Genomic DNA, 18,418 nt, shown 5'->3' on the forward strand with positions numbered 1-18,418 from the left:
CGATACCAAGAATTGGCGGGCATGCAACTAATTCACAGGGTCACCCTACGCCAGCGGATAGGGGTGTCAACAGTCCGCAACCTGCACTGTCCGGCGACCGCGATTCCTCGAGCAGCCGCCGGATGTGCCGATTATTGAACAGTTTTTGAACAGCCGCGCGTCACTCAGCTCGAACGATGCGGATTCGGCCGACTCGACAACCGCGGCGGCCGGGCGTGCAAGCGAGGATCTTCCTCACTTGCACGCCCGGCCGCCGCCTCGGTGTGCGGATCATCTCACCGCGCCTGAAGCTCCTCGGGGAAGGCCACGCCGGTCGACTTCTCCGAAACGTCCCAGACCCGCTCCGCGAGAGTCATGTCCTGGGCCGCCGCGCTCCGGTCCACCAGGTCGGGATATCCACGCCATTGATACGGGCCGTCCGGCCCGACGTAGCTACCACTGGGAATGTCCTGACTGGCGGCGTACAGGAGCGGCCGCGCGCCCGCCTTCGCGCTCTGCGCGACGAGCCGATTGGCGATCGCCATGGTGAAGTGCAGTATCCGGTCGCCGGAATGGCTCTGCAGGTTGGTGGCGGCATAGCCCGGATGCGCGTTCACCGACCGCACCGGCGACCCGGCCGCCTGTAGCCGGCGATGCAACTCGAGCCCGAACAGCAGGTTGGCCAGCTTCGACTGCCCGTAAGCTCCCGACCTGTCGTACGGCCGGCGCTCCCAGTTGAGGTCGTCGAGGTCGATCGCGCCGCGGCGGTGCGCCTGCGAGGAGACCGTCACCACCCGGTCGGTGATGTGCGGCAGCAGCAGATTCGTCAGGGCGAAGTGGCCGAAATGGTTGACGCCCAACTGACTTTCGAAACCGTCGGCCGTCCTGCCCAGGGGGACCATCATGATGCCCGCGTTGTTGATCAGGACATCGATCTCCCCGGACCAGCCGTCGGCGAAGCGGCGCACCGACTCGAGATTGCCGAGATCGAGCGGGCGGACCTCGGTCTTGCCGTAGATGGTCGCCGCCGCGGCGGCACCGCGGTCGGGATCGCGGACGGCCAGCACGACGCGGGACCCGACCCTGGCCAGTTCGCGCGCGGCTACCAGCCCCAGGCCGCTGTTGGCACCGGTGATCACGACCGTACGACCGGCAAGGGAGGGGAGGTCGGATGCTGTCCATCGTGTTGTCGCCACGGACATCAGTGTAGTCACTGACTACTTTGTAGGCAATGACTACATGATGAGAGGGTGTTCCCGAATGCCCGCTGATCAGCTCCGGAGCAGGTCAGACATCAGACCGGGGCGAATCCGGGCTACAGTGCAGTGGTCATGAGCGTGCACCCGTCCAGACCCGTTCGGTACCAGCGTGGCGACCTGCGCCACGCCGTCCTGGCACAGGCCGAGGTGGCGCTGCGCGCCACCGGTGTCCAGGGCCTCTCGCTGCGGCAAATCGCCCGCGACCTCGGCGTCAGCCATGCGGCGCCGAGCCGGCACTTCCGCGATCGCCAGGCGCTGCTGAACGCCCTCGCGCTCACCGGATTCGAGCGGCTCGGTACCGCATTCGACCGGGCCGTGGAGGCCGTGGCCGACCCGGCCGACACCGCGGCCGCCCCGGCCGCCGGAGCCGGCACTGCTACCGGGGCCGGCACTGCCACCGAAGCCGACACCGCCCGGCGCATCGAACTCCTCGCCCGCACCTACCTGCGGTTCGCCGTGGAGAATCCCGCGCTCATCGATCTGATGTTCGCCCGCAAGCACGACTCGTCGGCCGAACTGCCGGCCGCGGCGGTGCGCGCCTTCCAGACCCCGCTCGCGGTGATCACGCAGGCACAGGAGCGCGGCGAGATCACCCCCGGCGACCCGACCACCATCGGACTGCTCGCGGTGGCCAACCTGCAGGGGCTGGTCAGCTTCGTCACGTCCGGGTTCGTCACCGCCGACCGCGCCGAAGAACTCGTCGCGGAGGTCACCAGCCAGCTGCTCAACGGGCTGCGCCCCCGTTGAGCCGCGGCGGCGATCGCCGGTAGTCATCGGACGACAACCGAACCCGGCGCGGCGACCGGTTCCTCGGCCGCGAGCGGACGGGCGGGGATGAGGACGGCGACGACCGAGCCGACGGCCAGCGCGGCCGTGGCGACCCACAGCGCGGGCACCATGCCGTCGACGAATCCCTGTCTGCTGGTGAGGCTTCCGGCGGCGGAGAAGACGCTGCCCAGCACCGCGATGCCGAGCACGGTACCGAGCTGGCGCATGGAGTTGCTGACGCCCGAGGCCACTCCGGCGAACCTCTCCGGAGCGTTGGCCAGCACGAGCCCGAACATCGGCGGGAAGAACAGGCCCATGCCGGCGCCGCAGACCACGAAGGCGGGCACGAGGCTCGTGTAGGCGACATCGGGCACGGCAATCGCTGCCAGCCAACCGATTCCGATGGTCTGTAGCACCAGCCCCCACACCACCACGGTGCGCGCGGCGATCCACCCGGTCAGCAGCCCCGCCAGCGGTGCGACGACGACCGGCGCCGCGGTCCACGGCAGCGAACGCACGCCGGCCTCCAGCGGCGAGTAGCCCTGCACGTTCTGCAGGAACTGCACGATCAGGAAGATCGCGCCGAACATCGCGAAGCCCATGATCAGGTACGCGGCATTCGTCGCGCTGAAGCCGCGGATGAGGAACAGCCGCATCGGCATCATCGGATCGGCGCCCTCGCGGTTGTCGAGGATGATCTCGTAACCGACGAACGCGACGAGGCAGACGCCGCCGGCGACCAAGGCGGACAACACATTCACGCTCGTCCAGCCGTCGCCGTTGCCCCGGATCACGCCGTACACCACGGCGGCCAGTCCGATGCTGGCGAGTGCCGTGCCGACCAGGTCCAATTTCTTCGCCGGCCCGTGGGATTCGGCCAGCAGCAGGTACGTCATCGGGATGAGCACGGCGCCGATCGGCACATTGATCCAGAAGATCCATTGCCAGCTGGCGAGTTCCGTCACGACACCGCCGACCACCGGGCCGAGCGCGGCGGCCAGCCCCGACATGGCACTCCACCCGCCGATCGCCAGGGTCCTCCGCTCCGGCGATACCGCCGCCGACAGCATGGTGAGCGTCAGCGGCATGACGACGGCCGCGCCGACGCCCTGGACGGCCCGGGCCGCGATCAGCTCACCGATGGTGCCCGCCGACGCGCACGCCGCGGACGCACCCACGAATACCACCAGCCCACCGAGCAGCAACCGCTTGCGACCGAACCGATCCGCGACGGCCGCGCCCGTGAGCAGGAACGCGGCGAACGGCAGGGTGTAGGCGTTGACGGTCCATTCCAGGCCCTCGAGCCCGGCATTCAGGTCGCGCTGGATCACCGGCAGCGCATTGGTGACCACCAGATTGTCCAGGCCGACCATGAATACGCCGATGCCCGTCACGATCAGGGCGCCGATGGCGCTGCCGTTCGTGACGCCACCGCCGTGGGTCTTTGTCATCGCCCCCACCCTCCTGCCTTCCTACGGCACGTCGTTCAGCCGGACGCCGGCGTCAGCTCCGGTCGGCCCAGTCCCGCAGCGCGAGCGCCAGATCGCCGCCGTGCTGATACGGAATCTCGAAGGCCACCATCAAATTGGCCAGCAGGCCACGACTGAAGAACGTGAAAACCAATTCCGGATCCTCGTCGGCCTCGGAGAACAATCGCCACAATCCGGCAAGGCGGGCCCGGCCCCGATCCCGGACCACCGTATCCTCGACCGACAGCGCGAAGACGTGCAGCTGGAATTGCAACAGCGCCGTATCCTTCAACAGCATCCAATAACGGTCGCGAATTGCGTTGAGCGCTTCGACGCCCTCGAGACTTCCGGCCGCCTCCCGCAATTCCCGCTCGATATGGTCGAAACAATACTCGATCGTCGCGCAGAAAATCGCGTGTTTGGTGGGGAACAGCCGGAACAGATAGGGCTGCGAGATACCCGCCCGATCCGCGATCACCTGGGTGGCCGTGCCGTGCAGGCCACCGCGCGCGAACTCGGTCAACGCCACCTCGACAACCTCGGCGCGGCGCTGTTCGGCGGTCTTCCGCTGAGCCATGCGACCGATGGTAGCGAGTACTCACTAACAGGTCAACGGCGAGCATCGACACGCTCCCGATCACCGCCATCGCTGTGGTTCACTGAGGTCATGGGGAGATCCAATGCGATACATCTCGAGCCCACGTTCTCTCTGCGCCGTCTCGCCGGGGCGATCAACCCGCGCTCGCGCGTACCCATCGGCGGCAAGCGCATCCTGATCACCGGCGCCTCCTCGGGCATCGGCCGGGTCGCCGCGATGCGGTTCGCCGAGGCGGGTGCCGAGGTCGTTCTCGTCGCCCGCCGGGAGAACGAACTGGAGGAGTTGCGCGACGACATCGTCGCGGCCGGCGGCCGGGCGGAATATCGCGCCTGCGATATCGCGGATACGGCGGATGTCGACAAACTCGTGCAGTGGGTGATCGACACCTTCGACGGTATCGATGTGCTGATCAACAATGCCGCTCGCTCGATCCGGCGGCCGCTCGTCGATTCGTTCGACCGCTTCCATGATTTCGAACGAACCATGTCGGTGAACTACTTCGGCGCCGTGCGCCTGACCATGGGTCTATTGCCTGCGATGCTCGATCGGAAAACGGGTCACATCATCAATGTCGGCACCTGGACGGTGGCCATCGATACCGCCCCCAGATTCGCTGCCTATCACAGCTCCAAGGTGGCGCTGGCGGGATTCGGGCGGTGCATCGAAGCCGAACTCGGCAACCGGGGAATATATGTCACCGCCATCCATTATCCGCTGGTCAGCACGCCGATGAGCGCACCCACCGGCGATTTCGACAGGCTGGCGAAATTGACCCCGGAGGAGGCGGCGACATGGCTCGTCCGGGCCGTCGAGACGCGTCCCACCGAAATGGTCCCGCGCTATGCGGCGCTCATGCGGATGATGGGCTATGTGGCCCCGCGCGCGCTGGACAATTTCCTCCGCAACCGGACGTGAGGTCGGCTCGGCCCGGGCGGCGCGACCGTCAGCACGCCCGCCGCCCGACGAATTCCACCACCCGCACCAGTTCGGCCGCGGCGACCGGATCGATCGCGATCTCGTCGACGGCCGCCAGCGCGCGACGGAGATGCGTCCGCGTCTGAGCCCTGGCCACGGTGCGGCCGCCGGCCGCACCGATCAGGTCCGCCGCGCGGCGCAGCGCCTCGTTTCCGCCCGCGGATGCCGTGATCGAGTGGATGATTCGCCGTGCCGTCGCCTCGTCGCCCGACAGCGCGGCGACCACCGGCAGCGTCTTCTTGCGTTGTCGCAGATCGCTGTACACCGGCTTGCCGGTGACCGCGGGATCGCCCCAGATGCCCAGGAGATCGTCGACACCCTGAAACGCGATCCCCAGGTCGCGCCCCAGCCGGTCCATCGCGGCGACCGTCGGCGCGGGCGCGCCACCGAACAGGGCGCCCAGCGCCATCGCACATCCCAGCAGCGCACCGGTCTTGCCCGCGGCCATCGCGTTGTACTGCTCGACGGTCACCGCCTCGGGCCCCAGCCACGGCCGGGCTTCGAAGGCGGCGTCCTCGGCCTGCCCGTTCACCGCCGCGATCAGGGTCGAGGACAGCATGCGCAACGCCGGCGGCACCGTCGCGGCCGGATTCCGCGCCACCTCGTCGATCGAGAGGGCGAGCAGCGCGTCCCCCACCAGGATCGCGGGTTCGACGCCGAACGACTTCCAGACCGTGGCGCGATGGCGGCGTCGCTCGTCGCCGTCCATGATGTCGTCGTGCACCAGCGAGAACATGTGCAGTAGTTCGACCGCCGCCGCGGCGGGTACACCCGACTCCGGCGGCGAACCGACCGCCTCCGCCGCCAGCACCGCCAGTGCGGGCCGAAGACCCTTGCCGCCGTTGCCGATCAGCCGAGTGCCGTCCACGGTGTTCCAGCCGAAGGCGAACCCGGCAACGCGGCCGAGATCGGGATGCAGCCGCCCTACGGCCTCGGCCAGCGCCGGCGTCACCAATCGGCGGCAGCGCTCGAGCGTGTCGGGGAAGGCCGGCTCCGATGCGGCGTACCGCGTCTCGGGCTCCGTCATGGCCTCAGCCGATCGCGGCCGGGACGGGACCGGGAACGCGCCGGGACGGGCGCATCACCAGCGGGCCCGGGCCGAGCGAGGCCCGCGGACGTAATACGCCGCGTTCGTGCCCCGGAACCGGGCGCAGGTACCACCGGCTCGCGATGATGGCCAGGCTGAGCGTCGTCTCGACCTGACCGAAATCCTCACCGATGCATTTCCGGGACCCGGCGCCGAAGGGGACGGTGGTGCCCCGCGGCAGCGCCCGGACCCGATCGGGCAGCCATCGGTCGGGATCGAACCGGTCCGGCTCCTCGAAATACCGCGGGTTGCGGCCCATCGCGTACGGGCTGTACATGACGATCGCGCCCGGTTCGAGCCGGCGCCCGGCGAGTTCGGTGGCGTGCGTCGTGGTGCGGGTCAGCACCCAGGCCGGTGGATACATCCGCAGTGCCTCGGTGAGCACGCGCCAGGTGTAGTCGAGCGCGGGAACGTCGTCGACGGTCGGAATGCGGCCGTCCAGTACGCGATCGAGCTCGGCATGCAGGCGCTGTTCCACCACCGGATGCTCGGTCAGGATGCTGAACGCCCAGGACAGGATGTTGCCGGTGGTCTCGGTGCCGCCGATCAGCAGCGTCATGACCTGGTCGTAGATCTCGTCGTCGGAGAGGCCCGGCCCGGCGTCCTGCTCCGGGGGCGCGACCAGGATCGACAGCAGGGTGTCCGATGCGCCGGTGCCGGCGCGGAGGCTGCCGAGGGCCTCCCCGACCACGGCGTGCATCCGGGCGCGAACCTGCTCGTACCGCCGATTCTCCGCCAGGGGCAGCCGCTCCTTCACCCCCAGCGGCGCGACCATCCGCTGGTAGACGCCGCGCATGATGATCGGCATGCAGTGCGCCACTTCCTGAATCGCGCGACGGCTGGCCGTCATCCCGAACAGGGTCCGGGCGGTAACGCGCAGCGTCAGCGCGTGCATGGCCTCGTTGACATCGAAGGGCACACCCTCGCACCACTCCGCCGACAGCTCATCGATCTCCTCGGCCATCACGGCCGCGTACGCCGGGATCCGGGCCCGATGGAAGGCCGGCTGCAGGTGCCGGCGTTGCGTCCGGTGATCGCTCCAGTTCGAACTCACCAGCCCGTTCCCGACCAGCATCCGGGCCCGCTCGAACAGCGGGCCGCCCTTGTCGTAGGTGCGCGATTCGGTGAGGACGTGGTTGACCAGGTCGGGATGGCAGGCGAGGTAGGCCCGCTTGGGCCCGATCCGGACCTCCACCAGATCGCCCCGGGCGGGCAGGGAGGCAACGAATTCCAGCGGATCGCGCCACAGCCGCAGCGCGTGACCGAGCATCGGCAACGCATCGGGCGCCGTGGCGAACGTCCAGTGCCGGTCCGCGTTCTCGCGCCGGGACTTCCGGCCGGGCCGCGGGGACGGCCTCTCCCGGACGCTCGGCTCACCGTGGGAGACCGGGCATTCCGCCGGTGCGGCGATCTCGGGCGCGATCTCGGGCCGCTCCGGGGTCTCCCGGAAGCGCGTCACCGGAGCGTCGAGATCGAGCCAGCCGTGCGTGGTTCCGTCCCACACCGACCCGTCACCGAAGTACCGCGGGGTGAGATATTCGAACTCCTGGCTGCCGCCGATCAGATGATCGAGCCCGGACAGGTAGGCGCGCACCGCCCGATCGCCGCCGAGCGGCCCGGCCAGAATCTCGTCCCGGGCCCGCAGATACGCCCGCTCGTGCCGCTCGACGAGCTCGCCCAGCCTGTCGACGGCCCGCTGCGGGCCGAGGCCCTCCCGCTCGATCAGGCTGCGGACCACCGTCATCTTGTCGTCCTGGGCGCGCTCCTTACGCCAGGACAGCAGATCGTTGACGATGATCATCTGCCGCATGCCGTGGGTATGGACCTCCCCCAGGGCCTTTCGGTGCTCGCTCATGTCCACGGCGGCGCCGTACTCCGTCATCAGCTCGATGAATTCGCATCCGAAGCTGTCCAGCCGCACCGCCAGGCACTCCTCGTAGCCGGGCGCCTCCCCGGCCAGCTTGGCGTGGATCTCCACCGCGCAGCCCCGCAGGAACGCCGCCAGGCTCTCCCCGAAGCGCCCCACCTGGGCGGGGGTGAGCCCCGGGCTGATCCGCGACCACAGGTCCTTGGCCGCTCGCCGATACGCGAGCGCATCGGCCGGACCGTCCGCATCGGCCGGGCCGACAGGATCGCCGAATTCCGCCACGATTCCGGCGAAGACCGCACCGGCCCGCTCATCGCTCTCCCCCAGCGCGGCACGATCGGAGACCGAACTGTCGATGACCGTGACGTACTGGTACCAATCCGCGATGTCCTGTGCGCGCTGGGCCTCCGCGTGCGGAACCGTCAGCGGACCGTAGATTCCGTTGCGCTGCCGCAGGAACCGCAGCAGCTCCCCCTCGCCGGCGAAGCAGTCGCCCAGCATCCGCCGGACCCAGCCGTTGGACGCGATCTCGATCTGCGCCGCCTTCGGATGGTAGGCAACCGGCAACAGCCTCGGCAGTTGCGGCATGAACAGCTGACTCGTCGCTACCACGTCCCGATCCCCCTCAGTCCGGAAATCTCTTCTCGAGTTCTGCCGATATGTGCGCCCAGTTCTCGGCACATTTACCGGCCAGGTCGGCGATCAGCCGCACGCTGTGGTCGGGCGCCGAACCGACGATCTGGGCGCAGTCGTCGGCGTCGACGATGTGCAGGCGCAGCCAGCGCAGCAGCTGACGGCCGGAATCGCTGTGCCGCAACGACGGATCCCGGCCCAGCGTCTGCAGCGCCTCGCCGATTTCGACGGGTTCGGCGTACTGCCGTCGCCTCGGCTGCGCCTCCTCCCCGCCCGCGCGGCGGCCGCCGTTCGCGCGCGGCAGTGCCGGATCCTCGCCGCGCCGCAGGCGCTCCCGGACGTCGCGCACGGTGCCGGGCGAGATACCCGCCGCCCGCGCCACCTCTCGCAGCGAGGCATCCGGGCGGTTACCGATCAATTCGGCCGCGAGCCGCCGGCCGACCGCGGCGGACAGCGGCCGGACCCGTCCGTCCTGACCGATCCGGTTGTGCAAGTGCGGATCTTCCTCGGTTGGCCGCACCCTGATGTGCCGGACCGTCTTCGGCGACAGGCCCGTCGACCGCGCGATCATCCGATCCGACCAGTCCCGGTGTGCCTCGATGATCTTGGCGGCCGCGGCGCGGCGGTCGGCCAGCGACAGCGGCAGCCCGTGGTCGATATTGGCCTCGACGGCGAGCACGAAGGCCGACTCCGCCGACCCGTCGAAGAAGAGGGCCTCGATCTCCGTCCAGCCCTTGTGCACGGCCGCGTGCACGCGGTGCACGCCGTCGATCACGCGCATGGTCTGCCGGTGCACGAGTATCGGCGGCAGTTCGGCATCCGTCTCGGCCAGGCGCAGCGTGTGTGCCCGGTCCTCCCCCGCCAGCCGAGGCGAATCCGACAGCACCAACGCGGATATGCGTACCCACTCCGTCGTGCTCGGTCCGTCCACCGGCCGCAGATGGGCCAGATTCGAACCGATCTGTGAGACCTCTCCGCCGGCTGTCACACCTCTGCCCGCCCGCCGGGCCGGCCCGCCGTGTGCCGCCGGGTAACGGCCGTGCCGCTGCACGCTCGGCTGCACGTCGATCGTCGAACGATGTCCTGAATGTGATTGTGAGCGAACACGGATGGGCATAACCCAGAGGTGCGGTCCGGACGGTCGAGCATCGGTGACTCCATCCTGCCCCGGGCTGCGGGGCACCTAGCGGATGTCGGCGGGGTGACTCGGCGCTGAGCACGCGATCGCAGTATCGTGACGGCCGCGTACATATCGCTGTCATCTCGCCTTCCAGGCCCGCCACCTGCCCGTATTTTTTTCGGCTCGTAGGTGTCACCGCTCGTCGTTATGATCTTCCGGAGCCCGACGCCAAGGGGGTCGACTCGGGTTCGCACACGGAATCGGGACCAGGGGGCGACCACTATGGACGATTCGGCGAACGCGGAAGACCTGCGCTACCGAGTGCTGGGTCCGCTCAAGGCCTGGCGCGCCGGGCAGGAGATAGAGATACGGTCGGGCAAACAACGAATCACGTTGGCGGTGTTGCTGATCAACATCAACCGCCCGGTTTCGCCGGCCACGATCGTCGACGCGGTCTGGGAGGGCTCCCCACCGCGCGACCCGCGCAATACGGTGCAGACCACCATCAGCCGGCTGCGCCAGACGCTGCAGCCGGGCTGCGCCCCCGGCGCCCCGAACGCGACCCTGGTCTTCGCCGACGGCGGGTACCTGCTCCGCGGCCACCCCGCCACCGTCGACGTCACCCTCTTCCGGCGGCATCTCGCCCAGGCGCGAGATCACCAGGCGCACGGCCGGTCCGGGCAAGCGCAGCGCGAGGTCGAGGCGGCGCTGGCACTGTGGAATGGCGAACCGTTCACCGGCCTCGACAGCACGCTGTTCCAGGCCGACCGGCAACGGCTGCACGAGGAGTACCTGACCGCGGTGGAGCTGAACGCCCAGCTTCGGATGGACCGGGGAGAGCATCTCGAGGCGATCGCCGACCTGGCCCGCCTGCGGTCCGAACATCCTCTGCGGGAACGGTTTCGGGCGCTGTACATGCTCGCGCTGTATCGCGCGGATCGGCGCAGCGAGGCCCTGCTCGAGTTCCACGACGCCCGTCGCGCCCTCGCCGACGAACTCGGCATCGATCCCGGACCGGAACTGCGCCGGCTGAATCAGCACATCCTCGAGAGCATGCCCGAACCGGCCGACCATACGTCCAGGCCGGCACGGCCGCCCGTCCTCGAGTCTGCGCCGGCTGCGTCCCCGGCGGCGCCCGCCGAAGCACGGGCACCCGCCCGGATGCCGGCGATCCCCGACCCCAGGCCGATCCCCGACCCCAGGCCGGTCCCCGACCCACCGGTCGACGGCGCACCACGGGCAGCCGGCGCACCACGACAGACATCCGAACCGCAACCGGTGCCCTCCGATCCGCAGGCATCCACCGAACCACCGGCATCCACCGAACCGGCATCCACCGAATCGTCGGAATCCACCGAATCCTCAGCGGACCAGGGGCTTCCACCGACCGTCCTGAGCGATCCCCGTCTGGACCGGGCGGCCCGCGAACTGGCGACGGCGGTGGCCCAGCAGTGGCGGGCGGAGGCGGAGTTCCGGTCCCTGCGCCGGCCCGAGCCGGTGCGCCTGCGCTGGTCGAGCACCAGCCGGCCGGTCAGCGCCACCGCCGCCGCGGTGCTCGGCGAGAAGACCGCCCCCGACGGGGGCGGGCCGTTGAAGCTGTACGGCGATCTCAGCGATCTGGTCGACCAGTACCGACGGCTGCCCGCGCGGCAGCTGGTGGTGCTCGGCGAGGCCGGCGCCGGTAAGACGGTCCTGGCGATACTCCTTACCCTCGGCCTGCTCGACGATCCGCTGCCGGGCCAACCGGTTCCGGTGCTGATGCCGCTGTCGTCCTGGAATCCGCGCCGCGAGCATCTGCACACCTGGCTGGCCCGCGAGCTCGTGGAAAACTATCCGGGCCTGGCGAATACGGCCGCCTACGGGCCCGACGCCGCGACCCGGCTGGTGATCGAGAGCCGGGTGCTCCCGATCCTCGACGGTCTGGACGAGATGCCGCTCGAGCTGCGCGCCGCGGCGATCGACGCGCTCGACCAGGCGATCGCCGGTGAGCGTCCGCTGGTGGTCACCTGCCGCAGCACCGAATACGAACAGGCCGCCCGGCACGGCGGCGCCTTCCTGGCGCGCGCCGCGGTGGTGGAGATCGAACCGGTCGCGGTGCGGGACGCCATCGGCTTCTTCGCCTCCCGCAAGCGCAGCGACGACACCCGGTGCCAGGCCGTCATCGACCACCTCGAACAACACCCCGAAGGCGCACTCGCCCAAGCGCTGTCGACCCCGCTGATGGTCGATCTGGCGAGCACCGCCTACGCCGCACCCGGCACCGACCCCACCGAACTCTGCGATACGACACGGTTCGCCGATCGCGCCTCGATAGAGGACCACCTGCTCGGAAACTATCTGTCCGCGGTGTACTCCCCGGATCCGCTGCCACCGACCCCCGGCAGCCGCACCTGCCTGCGGCGCCCCTACGCACCGCGGCAGGCCCAGCGCTGGCTGACCTTCCTCGCCGGTCATCTGGAACGCCGGCAGACGCCGGATCTGACCTGGTGGCACCTGGTCGACACGATCCCCCGGCCGGTCCGGGGCATCCTCTTCGCGGCGCTGCCCACGCTGCTCTACACCCTCACCGGCTGGCTCGCCGGCGGACCGCGCGTCGCGCTGGTGTATGCGCTGGCCTTCGGCCTGTCCATCGGCGTCACCAACGCGTTCGGTACCCGGCCGAGCCCGCGGCGCGTACAGATCCGGTACAGCGGCCTCACCAAATGGAATTTCAACCGGGCCACCCTCGGCCGGTTCGCCCGCGGCGCCGTCCCCGCCGCGGCCCTCGCCCTCGGCTGGGATCTACCGGCCGGCCCGCTCCTGGTGGTGTTCGTCCTGTTCGCACTGGGCCTGAGCCTGCAGGGATGGCTGGCCGACCCGTCCGACGTCCAACGGGTCACGGGCCCCGGCGATGTCGTCCGCCAGGACCGCCTCGCGACCCTGGCCCACGCCCTGTCCTGCGCGTTGTTCCTGGGGACCTTCTACGGCGCCGCGGCCACCTACAAACCGGATCTCCCCAGCCACGGCGAGTTGATCAGCACCGGGCTCGACGGCATGTTCAACCTCGGATACCTGCTGCCCGCCGGGCTGATCGGCGCGCTGCTCGGCTACCTGGTGTTCGGCCGGCTCGGCTGCGTGGCCTACGGGCTCGCGGTCGCCGTCTCGTCGAGCACGGTGATTCCGCGCGCGGAGACGATCGAACACGGGCTGCTGCTCGGCGGCCTCTACGGCGTCGCGAGCGGGTTGACCATCGTCTTCGCCCGCGCCTGGGGCGCCCTGCTGCTCGCCCGGATCTGGTTGGCGCTGCGCCACCACGCTCCCCTGCGGATCATGCGCTTCCTGCAGGACGCCCACCGCCGCGGCGTGCTGCGCCAAACCGGGCCCGTCTACCAGTACCGGCACGCCCGGCTCCAGCAGCATCTGGTGACCGCACCCGGTTCCGCCGTTCCGGACGACGACCCCGCCCCGGCGCCGGCAACCGGCGAAGAGTCGCCGCCACCGCCCGCGGACCTCAGCGATGGCGGCCGTGCCGCAGCCTGACCACGCGCTCGATCAGCCCGAGCACCGCCGCCCTGCGGCGAAAGGACAACAGCGCCACGCCGATCGGGAAGCGCTGCCGGGCGATCGACTGGGTGCGGGTGAATTCCAGCAGGCCCTCCGCGCCGTGGATGCGCCCGACGCCCGAGGCTCCGGTACCGCCGAAGGGCAGGGCGGAGATGGCGCCGAAGGACAGCACCGCGTTCACCGACGTCGCGCCGACCCGTAGCCGGCGTGCGATCTCCATGCCGCGGCGCCGGGAGAAAACGGTGGAGGCGAGCCCGAATTCGGACGCGTTCGCCAGGCGGATCGCCTCGTCGACGGAGCCGACCGCGGTGACCGTCACCGTCGGGCCGAACGTCTCCTCCGTCACCGCGCGGGAATCCTCGGGGGTATCCACCAGCAGCACCGGCTCGATATAGCGATCGCCGACCGAATCGAGGCCGCCGACCACCGCCCGTCCCCCGCGCGCGAGCGCATCGGCGACATGATCGCGGACGATATCGATCTGCTTGGGCATCGTCATCGGGCCGTACGAGACACCCGCTTTCACTGTGCGCACACGGTTCCGGAGTTCGGTGAGGAATTCCTCGTACACGGTCCGGTCGACGTAGACCCGTTCGGTGCCCACGCAGGTCTGCCCGCTGTTGGACACGGCCGACCAGGCGATCGCGTCGGCGGCGGCAGGGATGTCCGCGTCGGCGGCGACGATCGCGGCGTCCTTCCCGCCGCATTCCAGCAGCACCGGCGTCAGGCTGTCGGCGGCCGCGGCCGCGATGCGCTTGCCGGTGGGCGTCGAACCGGTGAAGGCGATCTTGTCGACGCCCGACCGCACCAGCGCGGCGCCGGTGGCACCGAAACCGGTGACGGCGGTGAGGATTCCGCCCGGCAGCTCGGGATTCGCCCGGGCGAAGGATTCGGCGTACCACACCCCGATCGTGGTGGTGTACTCGCTCGGCTTGAACACCACCGTGTTCCCGGCCGCCAGCGCATAGGCGACCGAGCCGTTGGGCGTATAGATCGGGTAGTTCCACGGGCCGATCACCCCGACCACGCCGAGCGGCGGATGTTCCACGACCGCTTCGTGATTGGCCATGAACAGCCCCGGCGCGACGTGCCGCGGCCGGAGCACCTTCTTCGCGTTGCGGGCCGCCCAGTCGAGATGTTCGAGCACCAGGATCAGTTCGATGGAGGCGTCGTCGCGCGGCTTCCCGTTCTCCCGCCGCATCAGGGCCAGCAGTTCCTCGGTGTGTGTCACCAGATAGCTCGCCCAGCGCAGCAGCGCCGTGCGGCGCGCGTCGAACCCCAGGTCACGCCAGTGCGCGGCGGCGGCGCGGGCCCGTTCGACCGCGGCCACCACGGCCGCCTCGTCGTCGACGGGCCATTCGGTGATCGGCTCGCCGGTCGCCGGATTCACCGAGCGCAGCGTCTCCGTCACCGGTGTGGCAGTCTCGTCTTCCGCGGTTGTCATGTCGGATCAGCCTCCAGTGCGAATCGTCGAGTGCCGGACGCGCAGATTCGATGGGCATGCCCGCCCGTGAACGGTAGCGTGCCGCCAGGCCACGGTGCCGCATCTGCGATGAGTTCTGCTGTGCGGGACCGGATTTCATCGTGGCCGCCCCGCCGGGCCGGCAATCACAACCGCGCGCACCGGTAGAGTACACAGTCTCGCCGCGCATGACGATCATGTTCACTGCCCCAGCGCTTGCCGAGGACCGCCACGTAGTTGCCGACGTCATCGTGGTGCCGACTCGAGGCTTCAAGGGACCGGGGCGCCGTGGCCGGGGACTCGAGCAGCGCGAGACAATTCCCGAGCAACAAGAGGACACGACCCGGCCGGCTTCAACGAGAACGTGGAGTGCGGCGCTCTTTCGCCACCAACCCCGGCACCGAGGTCAGTGCGCCGCCCGAGGGCTACGGCGTCAGCTTGGGGCCGGGTACCGGCCTGACCGTAAGCCCGGTTTTCGGGCCGCTACCGGCCGAAATCGGCAAAGCTTCTGAAAAATAGCTGGAGGCGTATAAGGTGCGTCCCAGGGGGTTGAAACCTCTTGACCGGCAACGGGTCCCGAGCGTTTCCGTCGATCTTGCGTAGGCACGTTCATCAGAAAAGAGCGGAGAGCAGGATGCACATGACAACCGGCGAGGTCATCCGCCGGATTCGTAAGTCGCTCGGGATGACCCAGAGTGAACTCGGGGCCGTTCTCGGTTACACCCAGCCCGCCATCTCGCAGCTGGAACACGACGGTGCCGCCGTGCACGATGTGCGGGTACTACGTCGTGTGGCCAAAGCGCTGCAGGTACCGCTTGCCATACTGGTAGTGGAGTCGAACGAGGAGGCGGATGTGAACCGTCGCAACTTCCTACGAACCGGGGCTATGGGGGCGGGAGCGGCTGTCGGTACTGGAGTGGTCGGCGGCAGTCACGGTGCGGGCAGCACGTCTGCCGTTGCCCGTTCGGACAGTGTCAAAATTGGTGCCGGCGATGTTGCCGAGATCACGGCAAATATCACCCAGATTCACGAACTGGATCGGATCGTTGGGGGCGACCGACTGTGCCGACTGGCTGCTCATAAAGTCCGGTATGTCGAGTATTTGCTCGATTCCGGCAGCTACAACGATGACATTGGACGCCAGCTCACTAGCACCGCAGCGGAGATGATGACGGCCGCGGGTTGGGTCTGCTATGACGCTGGCCGACTGGACCAAGCCCGTCGCTACTACGCCGATGCTGCTCAAGCGGCGGCGGCCACCAATGATGGCATCGCCGTTTCGCATGCGCTGATCAACGCCTGCCTGCTCTCCTACCGGGACGGCATCCGCCCACGAGAAGGTGTCCAACTGGCCGAGGCGGCTCAGCGGGCCGCCATGAGTCACGGCGGGCCGAAGCTGAGAGCACTCGCCGCCACCCGTGAAGCTGAAGCCCAGGCGGCGGTTGGCGACAAACAAGCCATGAGAGCCGCAGTCAGCCGGGCGCATCGGGCGTACGCGTCAAGCCGGGGACACGATCCCGAATACCTTGTATCGCTACCAGAAACCACACTGAACGGGCTGATCGGCCTGGCTTTCAAGCGCCTAGGCGACCATGAGGAGGCGGCCGCCCACCTGCAAGCCGCCATTGACGGCACCACCGCTTATCCGCGACAACGCACCGGTTGGCAGCTCGGTCTTGCAGAGAACTGGATCGAAGCCGGTGACGTCGCCGAGGGATGTGCCCTGCTGAGCACGAACTTTGAAGCGATCGGCAGCGTTGCCTCCACCAGGTCACATACCAGGCTGAACAGTATTGCCCATACCGTGCGGCCGCATAACAAGGTGCCGGAGGTGCGAGAGTTTCTGGGGATGGTGGCAGAGCGGGGATAGCCAGGCTACGACTGCCTTTGACGCACCTCGGCAGCATCGAGCGTGGCGTTCGGCCTCATACTCGCGTGCCGGAAGTTCGCGAGTTCTTGGGGATGGTGACGAGCCGCTGAGGCGAGGAACACCCACCGCCATTTCGTTGTCGAGCGCACCCCCACTCAGCATGGGCGCCTGAGGGCCAATTCGTAGACCGCGCGGCTGCGGCCGGGGCCTTTGAAGTCGGTGATGACCGAGATGCCGTCGATCTCGTGGTCTCCCGGGACATTGACGAAACCGAGCGTGGCCCAACTGGCGTGTGCTGCTCGGTTGTCCGGCTCGGATGTCAGGTACAGCCGCTCACAGTCCCATTTCTCGGCCTGTGACCGCACGCTGCCGATGAGCGCACGGGTGATGCCGCGCCGCCGATGCCGAGGATGGGTCATGACGTCCTGGATGTACACGTCTGCGGGGTCGTCTTGACTGCGGAAAGCGATCACCGCTCCGGTGATGGTGTTGTTGTCGCCGAATGCGACCGGGCAGGTCGAAGAGAACAGTGTGGCGTAGAGCCAGTAGTCGGACAGGCCGCGGGCGCGGATGTAGGGTTCGCCGAGTTCCATCAGCTGGTGGATTTCGTTGATGTGCTCGGTCTTCAGTGGTGTGGTGATCAATACCGTGCCCACGACGCCGCCCGAGCTGCCTGAGTCACGGCCGAATTCATCGTGTCCGTACGCCGCACAGGGATGGACGCACTCAATTCCGTGCGACGGCACGGAGCCGGACTACGGGGTGGCGGTGCTGGTTGTGTGGGTGCCGTCGGCGTGCCGGACGGTTGCTGACGGTGGGGTGTCGGTAGCGCACATGCGGTCTGGAGTGCGGTTGGCAGTGCGTACAGGGGCGGTGCGTGTCTTCGCATAACTGGCTGGAGGCCAAGCGTCCGGGCAACTCACAGGAGAACAACACCACGCGCCGAGCGTGGTCTGTTACAGCCCGTCCTCGATTCGCTGTCGGATCGCTTCCACGGTGCGGTCCTTCGGAACTCGCACGGGCCAGCAGATCGCCGCAACCAGTACCGCCAGCGGCAAGCCGATCGCGATCACGAATCCGAAAGCGCGCCAACCATCACCGCCCACCGCTACCGCCCTCCCGTGGCCGCCGCTAGCACGCCCCGGCCGGGTGCTGTGATCCACCACCGTGCCCGTATCGGACTGGCGGTGATGAGCCCACGTGATTCCAGCCGTCCTATGGCTCGGCGTACGGACCAACTGGTGAGCTGCGCGCCCCGCTGTATCTGATGGGCGGTCAGCATTCCGCTCGGCGCAAGCACGACCAGCACCGCCGCGTCCGCCGCATTCACGCTCGCGCCCCTTGGGGCGGGACCGTTGCCCAGCGAGCGAAACTCATTCGGGGAGAGACGGTTTCGACATCCGCAACGCACATCACCGCGTGCATTGTCATCACGTCCAGATGGTTGGGCGCGGGCGTGATCACCGCATCGACGCCTGCCGCCCGCACCTGATCCACCAGCGGAATCAGGCTTGTTTCTGGAGGCCACACCAGTACAGAGCCCAGGCGACGGGCCAACCGCCGCACCTGCGCCGCATCCCATTCCAGCCAGGAACTCACAGCCGGATCGACCCATCCGAGCGCGGTCGGCCGGTGTCGCATCGCGTGCCCCTCCGTCGTGTGCCGGGGCTCCCGCCGTGCCGGGGAAGGTGCCGGATCGGGGGTGATCGGCAATGGTCTAGCGGCGGGAACCTGAAAAGCACGCTACGAGTGCGAAGTTCGCCCAGCCTAGTTTCTTGCTCCATCTTG

13 protein-coding genes are annotated in these 18,418 nt (G+C 68.8%); 4 read left to right on the forward strand and 9 right to left on the reverse strand.

Annotated elements, in window-relative coordinates; genetic code table 11:
- Window positions 1–275 precede the first annotated feature (275 nt).
- A complete protein-coding gene (locus tag D892_RS0138390) occupies window positions 276–1,181 on the reverse strand; it encodes an oxidoreductase (protein ID WP_024806337.1) in 906 nt (301 codons plus the stop codon).
- A gap of 129 nt (window positions 1,182–1,310) precedes the next feature.
- On the opposite strand from D892_RS0138390, the gene D892_RS0138395 reads away from it, so the two are divergent.
- Entirely contained in the window at window positions 1,311–1,985 is a 675-nt protein-coding gene (locus D892_RS0138395) for a TetR/AcrR family transcriptional regulator (RefSeq protein WP_024806338.1), read from the forward strand.
- 23 nt (window positions 1,986–2,008) lie between these two features.
- Here the strand turns inward: D892_RS0138395 and D892_RS0138400 are convergent, their stop codons facing one another.
- Both D892_RS0138400 and D892_RS0138405 read right to left on the reverse strand, forming a co-directional pair.
- Window positions 2,009–3,457 carry an MFS transporter gene (locus D892_RS0138400; protein ID WP_024806339.1) on the reverse strand — a complete coding sequence of 483 codons (1,449 nt, stop codon included), beginning with the start codon at window positions 3,455–3,457 and terminating at the stop codon, window positions 2,009–2,011.
- Window positions 3,458–3,509: 52 nt separating this feature from the next.
- Complete coding sequence (locus tag D892_RS0138405; protein ID WP_198037101.1) at window positions 3,510–4,004, reverse strand: TetR/AcrR family transcriptional regulator; 495 nt, start codon at window positions 4,002–4,004, stop codon at window positions 3,510–3,512.
- Here D892_RS0138405 and D892_RS0138410 point away from each other — a divergent pair.
- Window positions 3,969–4,988, forward strand: a complete 1,020-nt coding sequence (locus D892_RS0138410) for an SDR family oxidoreductase (RefSeq protein WP_232236265.1) — start codon at window positions 3,969–3,971, stop codon at window positions 4,986–4,988. The two genes, D892_RS0138405 and D892_RS0138410, sit on opposite strands and share 36 nt — an antisense overlap.
- Window positions 4,989–5,016: 28 nt before the next feature.
- On the opposite strand, the gene D892_RS0138415 is transcribed toward D892_RS0138410, so the two are convergent.
- The 3 genes from D892_RS0138415 to D892_RS0138425 are packed head-to-tail and all read right to left on the reverse strand — an operon-like array spanning window position 5,017 to window position 9,623.
- Entirely contained in the window at window positions 5,017–6,075 is a 1,059-nt protein-coding gene (locus tag D892_RS0138415; protein WP_024806342.1) for a polyprenyl synthetase family protein, read from the reverse strand.
- Window positions 6,076–6,079: 4 nt separating this feature from the next.
- Window positions 6,080–8,614: a cytochrome P450 gene (locus D892_RS48185; protein ID WP_198037102.1), complete on the reverse strand. Its 2,535-nt coding sequence runs from the start codon at window positions 8,612–8,614 to the stop codon at window positions 6,080–6,082.
- A gap of 13 nt (window positions 8,615–8,627) precedes the next feature.
- Window positions 8,628–9,623, reverse strand: a complete 996-nt coding sequence (locus D892_RS0138425) for a ParB N-terminal domain-containing protein (RefSeq protein WP_198037103.1) — start codon at window positions 9,621–9,623, stop codon at window positions 8,628–8,630.
- A gap of 414 nt (window positions 9,624–10,037) precedes the next feature.
- On the opposite strand from D892_RS0138425, the gene D892_RS44335 reads away from it, so the two are divergent.
- Complete coding sequence (locus D892_RS44335; protein WP_024806345.1) at window positions 10,038–13,274, forward strand: AfsR/SARP family transcriptional regulator; 3,237 nt, start codon at window positions 10,038–10,040, stop codon at window positions 13,272–13,274.
- Here D892_RS44335 and D892_RS0138435 read toward each other — a convergent pair.
- On the reverse strand, window positions 13,246–14,742 hold the full coding sequence (locus D892_RS0138435; protein ID WP_024806346.1) for an aldehyde dehydrogenase family protein: 1,497 nt from the start codon (window positions 14,740–14,742) through the stop codon (window positions 13,246–13,248). The two genes, D892_RS44335 and D892_RS0138435, sit on opposite strands and share 29 nt — an antisense overlap.
- Window positions 14,743–15,400: 658 nt before the next feature.
- Here D892_RS0138435 and D892_RS0138440 point away from each other — a divergent pair.
- Complete coding sequence (locus D892_RS0138440) at window positions 15,401–16,630, forward strand: helix-turn-helix domain-containing protein (RefSeq protein WP_036567784.1); 1,230 nt, start codon at window positions 15,401–15,403, stop codon at window positions 16,628–16,630.
- A 155-nt stretch (window positions 16,631–16,785) separates the two neighbouring features.
- On the opposite strand, the gene D892_RS0138445 is transcribed toward D892_RS0138440, so the two are convergent.
- Window positions 16,786–17,376: a GNAT family N-acetyltransferase gene (locus D892_RS0138445; protein WP_198037104.1), complete on the reverse strand. Its 591-nt coding sequence runs from the start codon at window positions 17,374–17,376 to the stop codon at window positions 16,786–16,788.
- A gap of 580 nt (window positions 17,377–17,956) precedes the next feature.
- Entirely contained in the window at window positions 17,957–18,229 is a 273-nt protein-coding gene (locus tag D892_RS46035) for a hypothetical protein (RefSeq protein ID WP_232236266.1), read from the reverse strand.
- Between the last annotated feature and the right edge of the window lie 189 nt (window positions 18,230–18,418).

This window comes from Nocardia sp. BMG51109, from assembly GCF_000526215.1.
Classification (GTDB): domain Bacteria; phylum Actinomycetota; class Actinomycetes; order Mycobacteriales; family Mycobacteriaceae; genus Nocardia.

Excerpts from the sequence above, each read along its gene's own strand:
- D892_RS0138390 (WP_024806337.1), bottom strand. The coding sequence starts at position 1,181 with ATGTCCGTGGCGACAACACGATGGACAGCATCCGACCTCCCCTCCCTT.
- D892_RS0138395 (WP_024806338.1), top strand. The coding sequence starts at position 1,311 with ATGAGCGTGCACCCGTCCAGACCCGTTCGGTACCAGCGTGGCGACCTG.
- D892_RS0138400 (WP_024806339.1), bottom strand. The coding sequence starts at position 3,457 with ATGACAAAGACCCACGGCGGTGGCGTCACGAACGGCAGCGCCATCGGC.
- D892_RS0138415 (WP_024806342.1), bottom strand. The coding sequence starts at position 6,075 with ATGACGGAGCCCGAGACGCGGTACGCCGCATCGGAGCCGGCCTTCCCC.
- D892_RS44335 (WP_024806345.1), top strand. The coding sequence starts at position 10,038 with ATGGACGATTCGGCGAACGCGGAAGACCTGCGCTACCGAGTGCTGGGT.
- D892_RS0138435 (WP_024806346.1), bottom strand. The coding sequence starts at position 14,742 with ATGACAACCGCGGAAGACGAGACTGCCACACCGGTGACGGAGACGCTG.
- D892_RS0138440 (WP_036567784.1), top strand. The coding sequence starts at position 15,401 with ATGACAACCGGCGAGGTCATCCGCCGGATTCGTAAGTCGCTCGGGATG.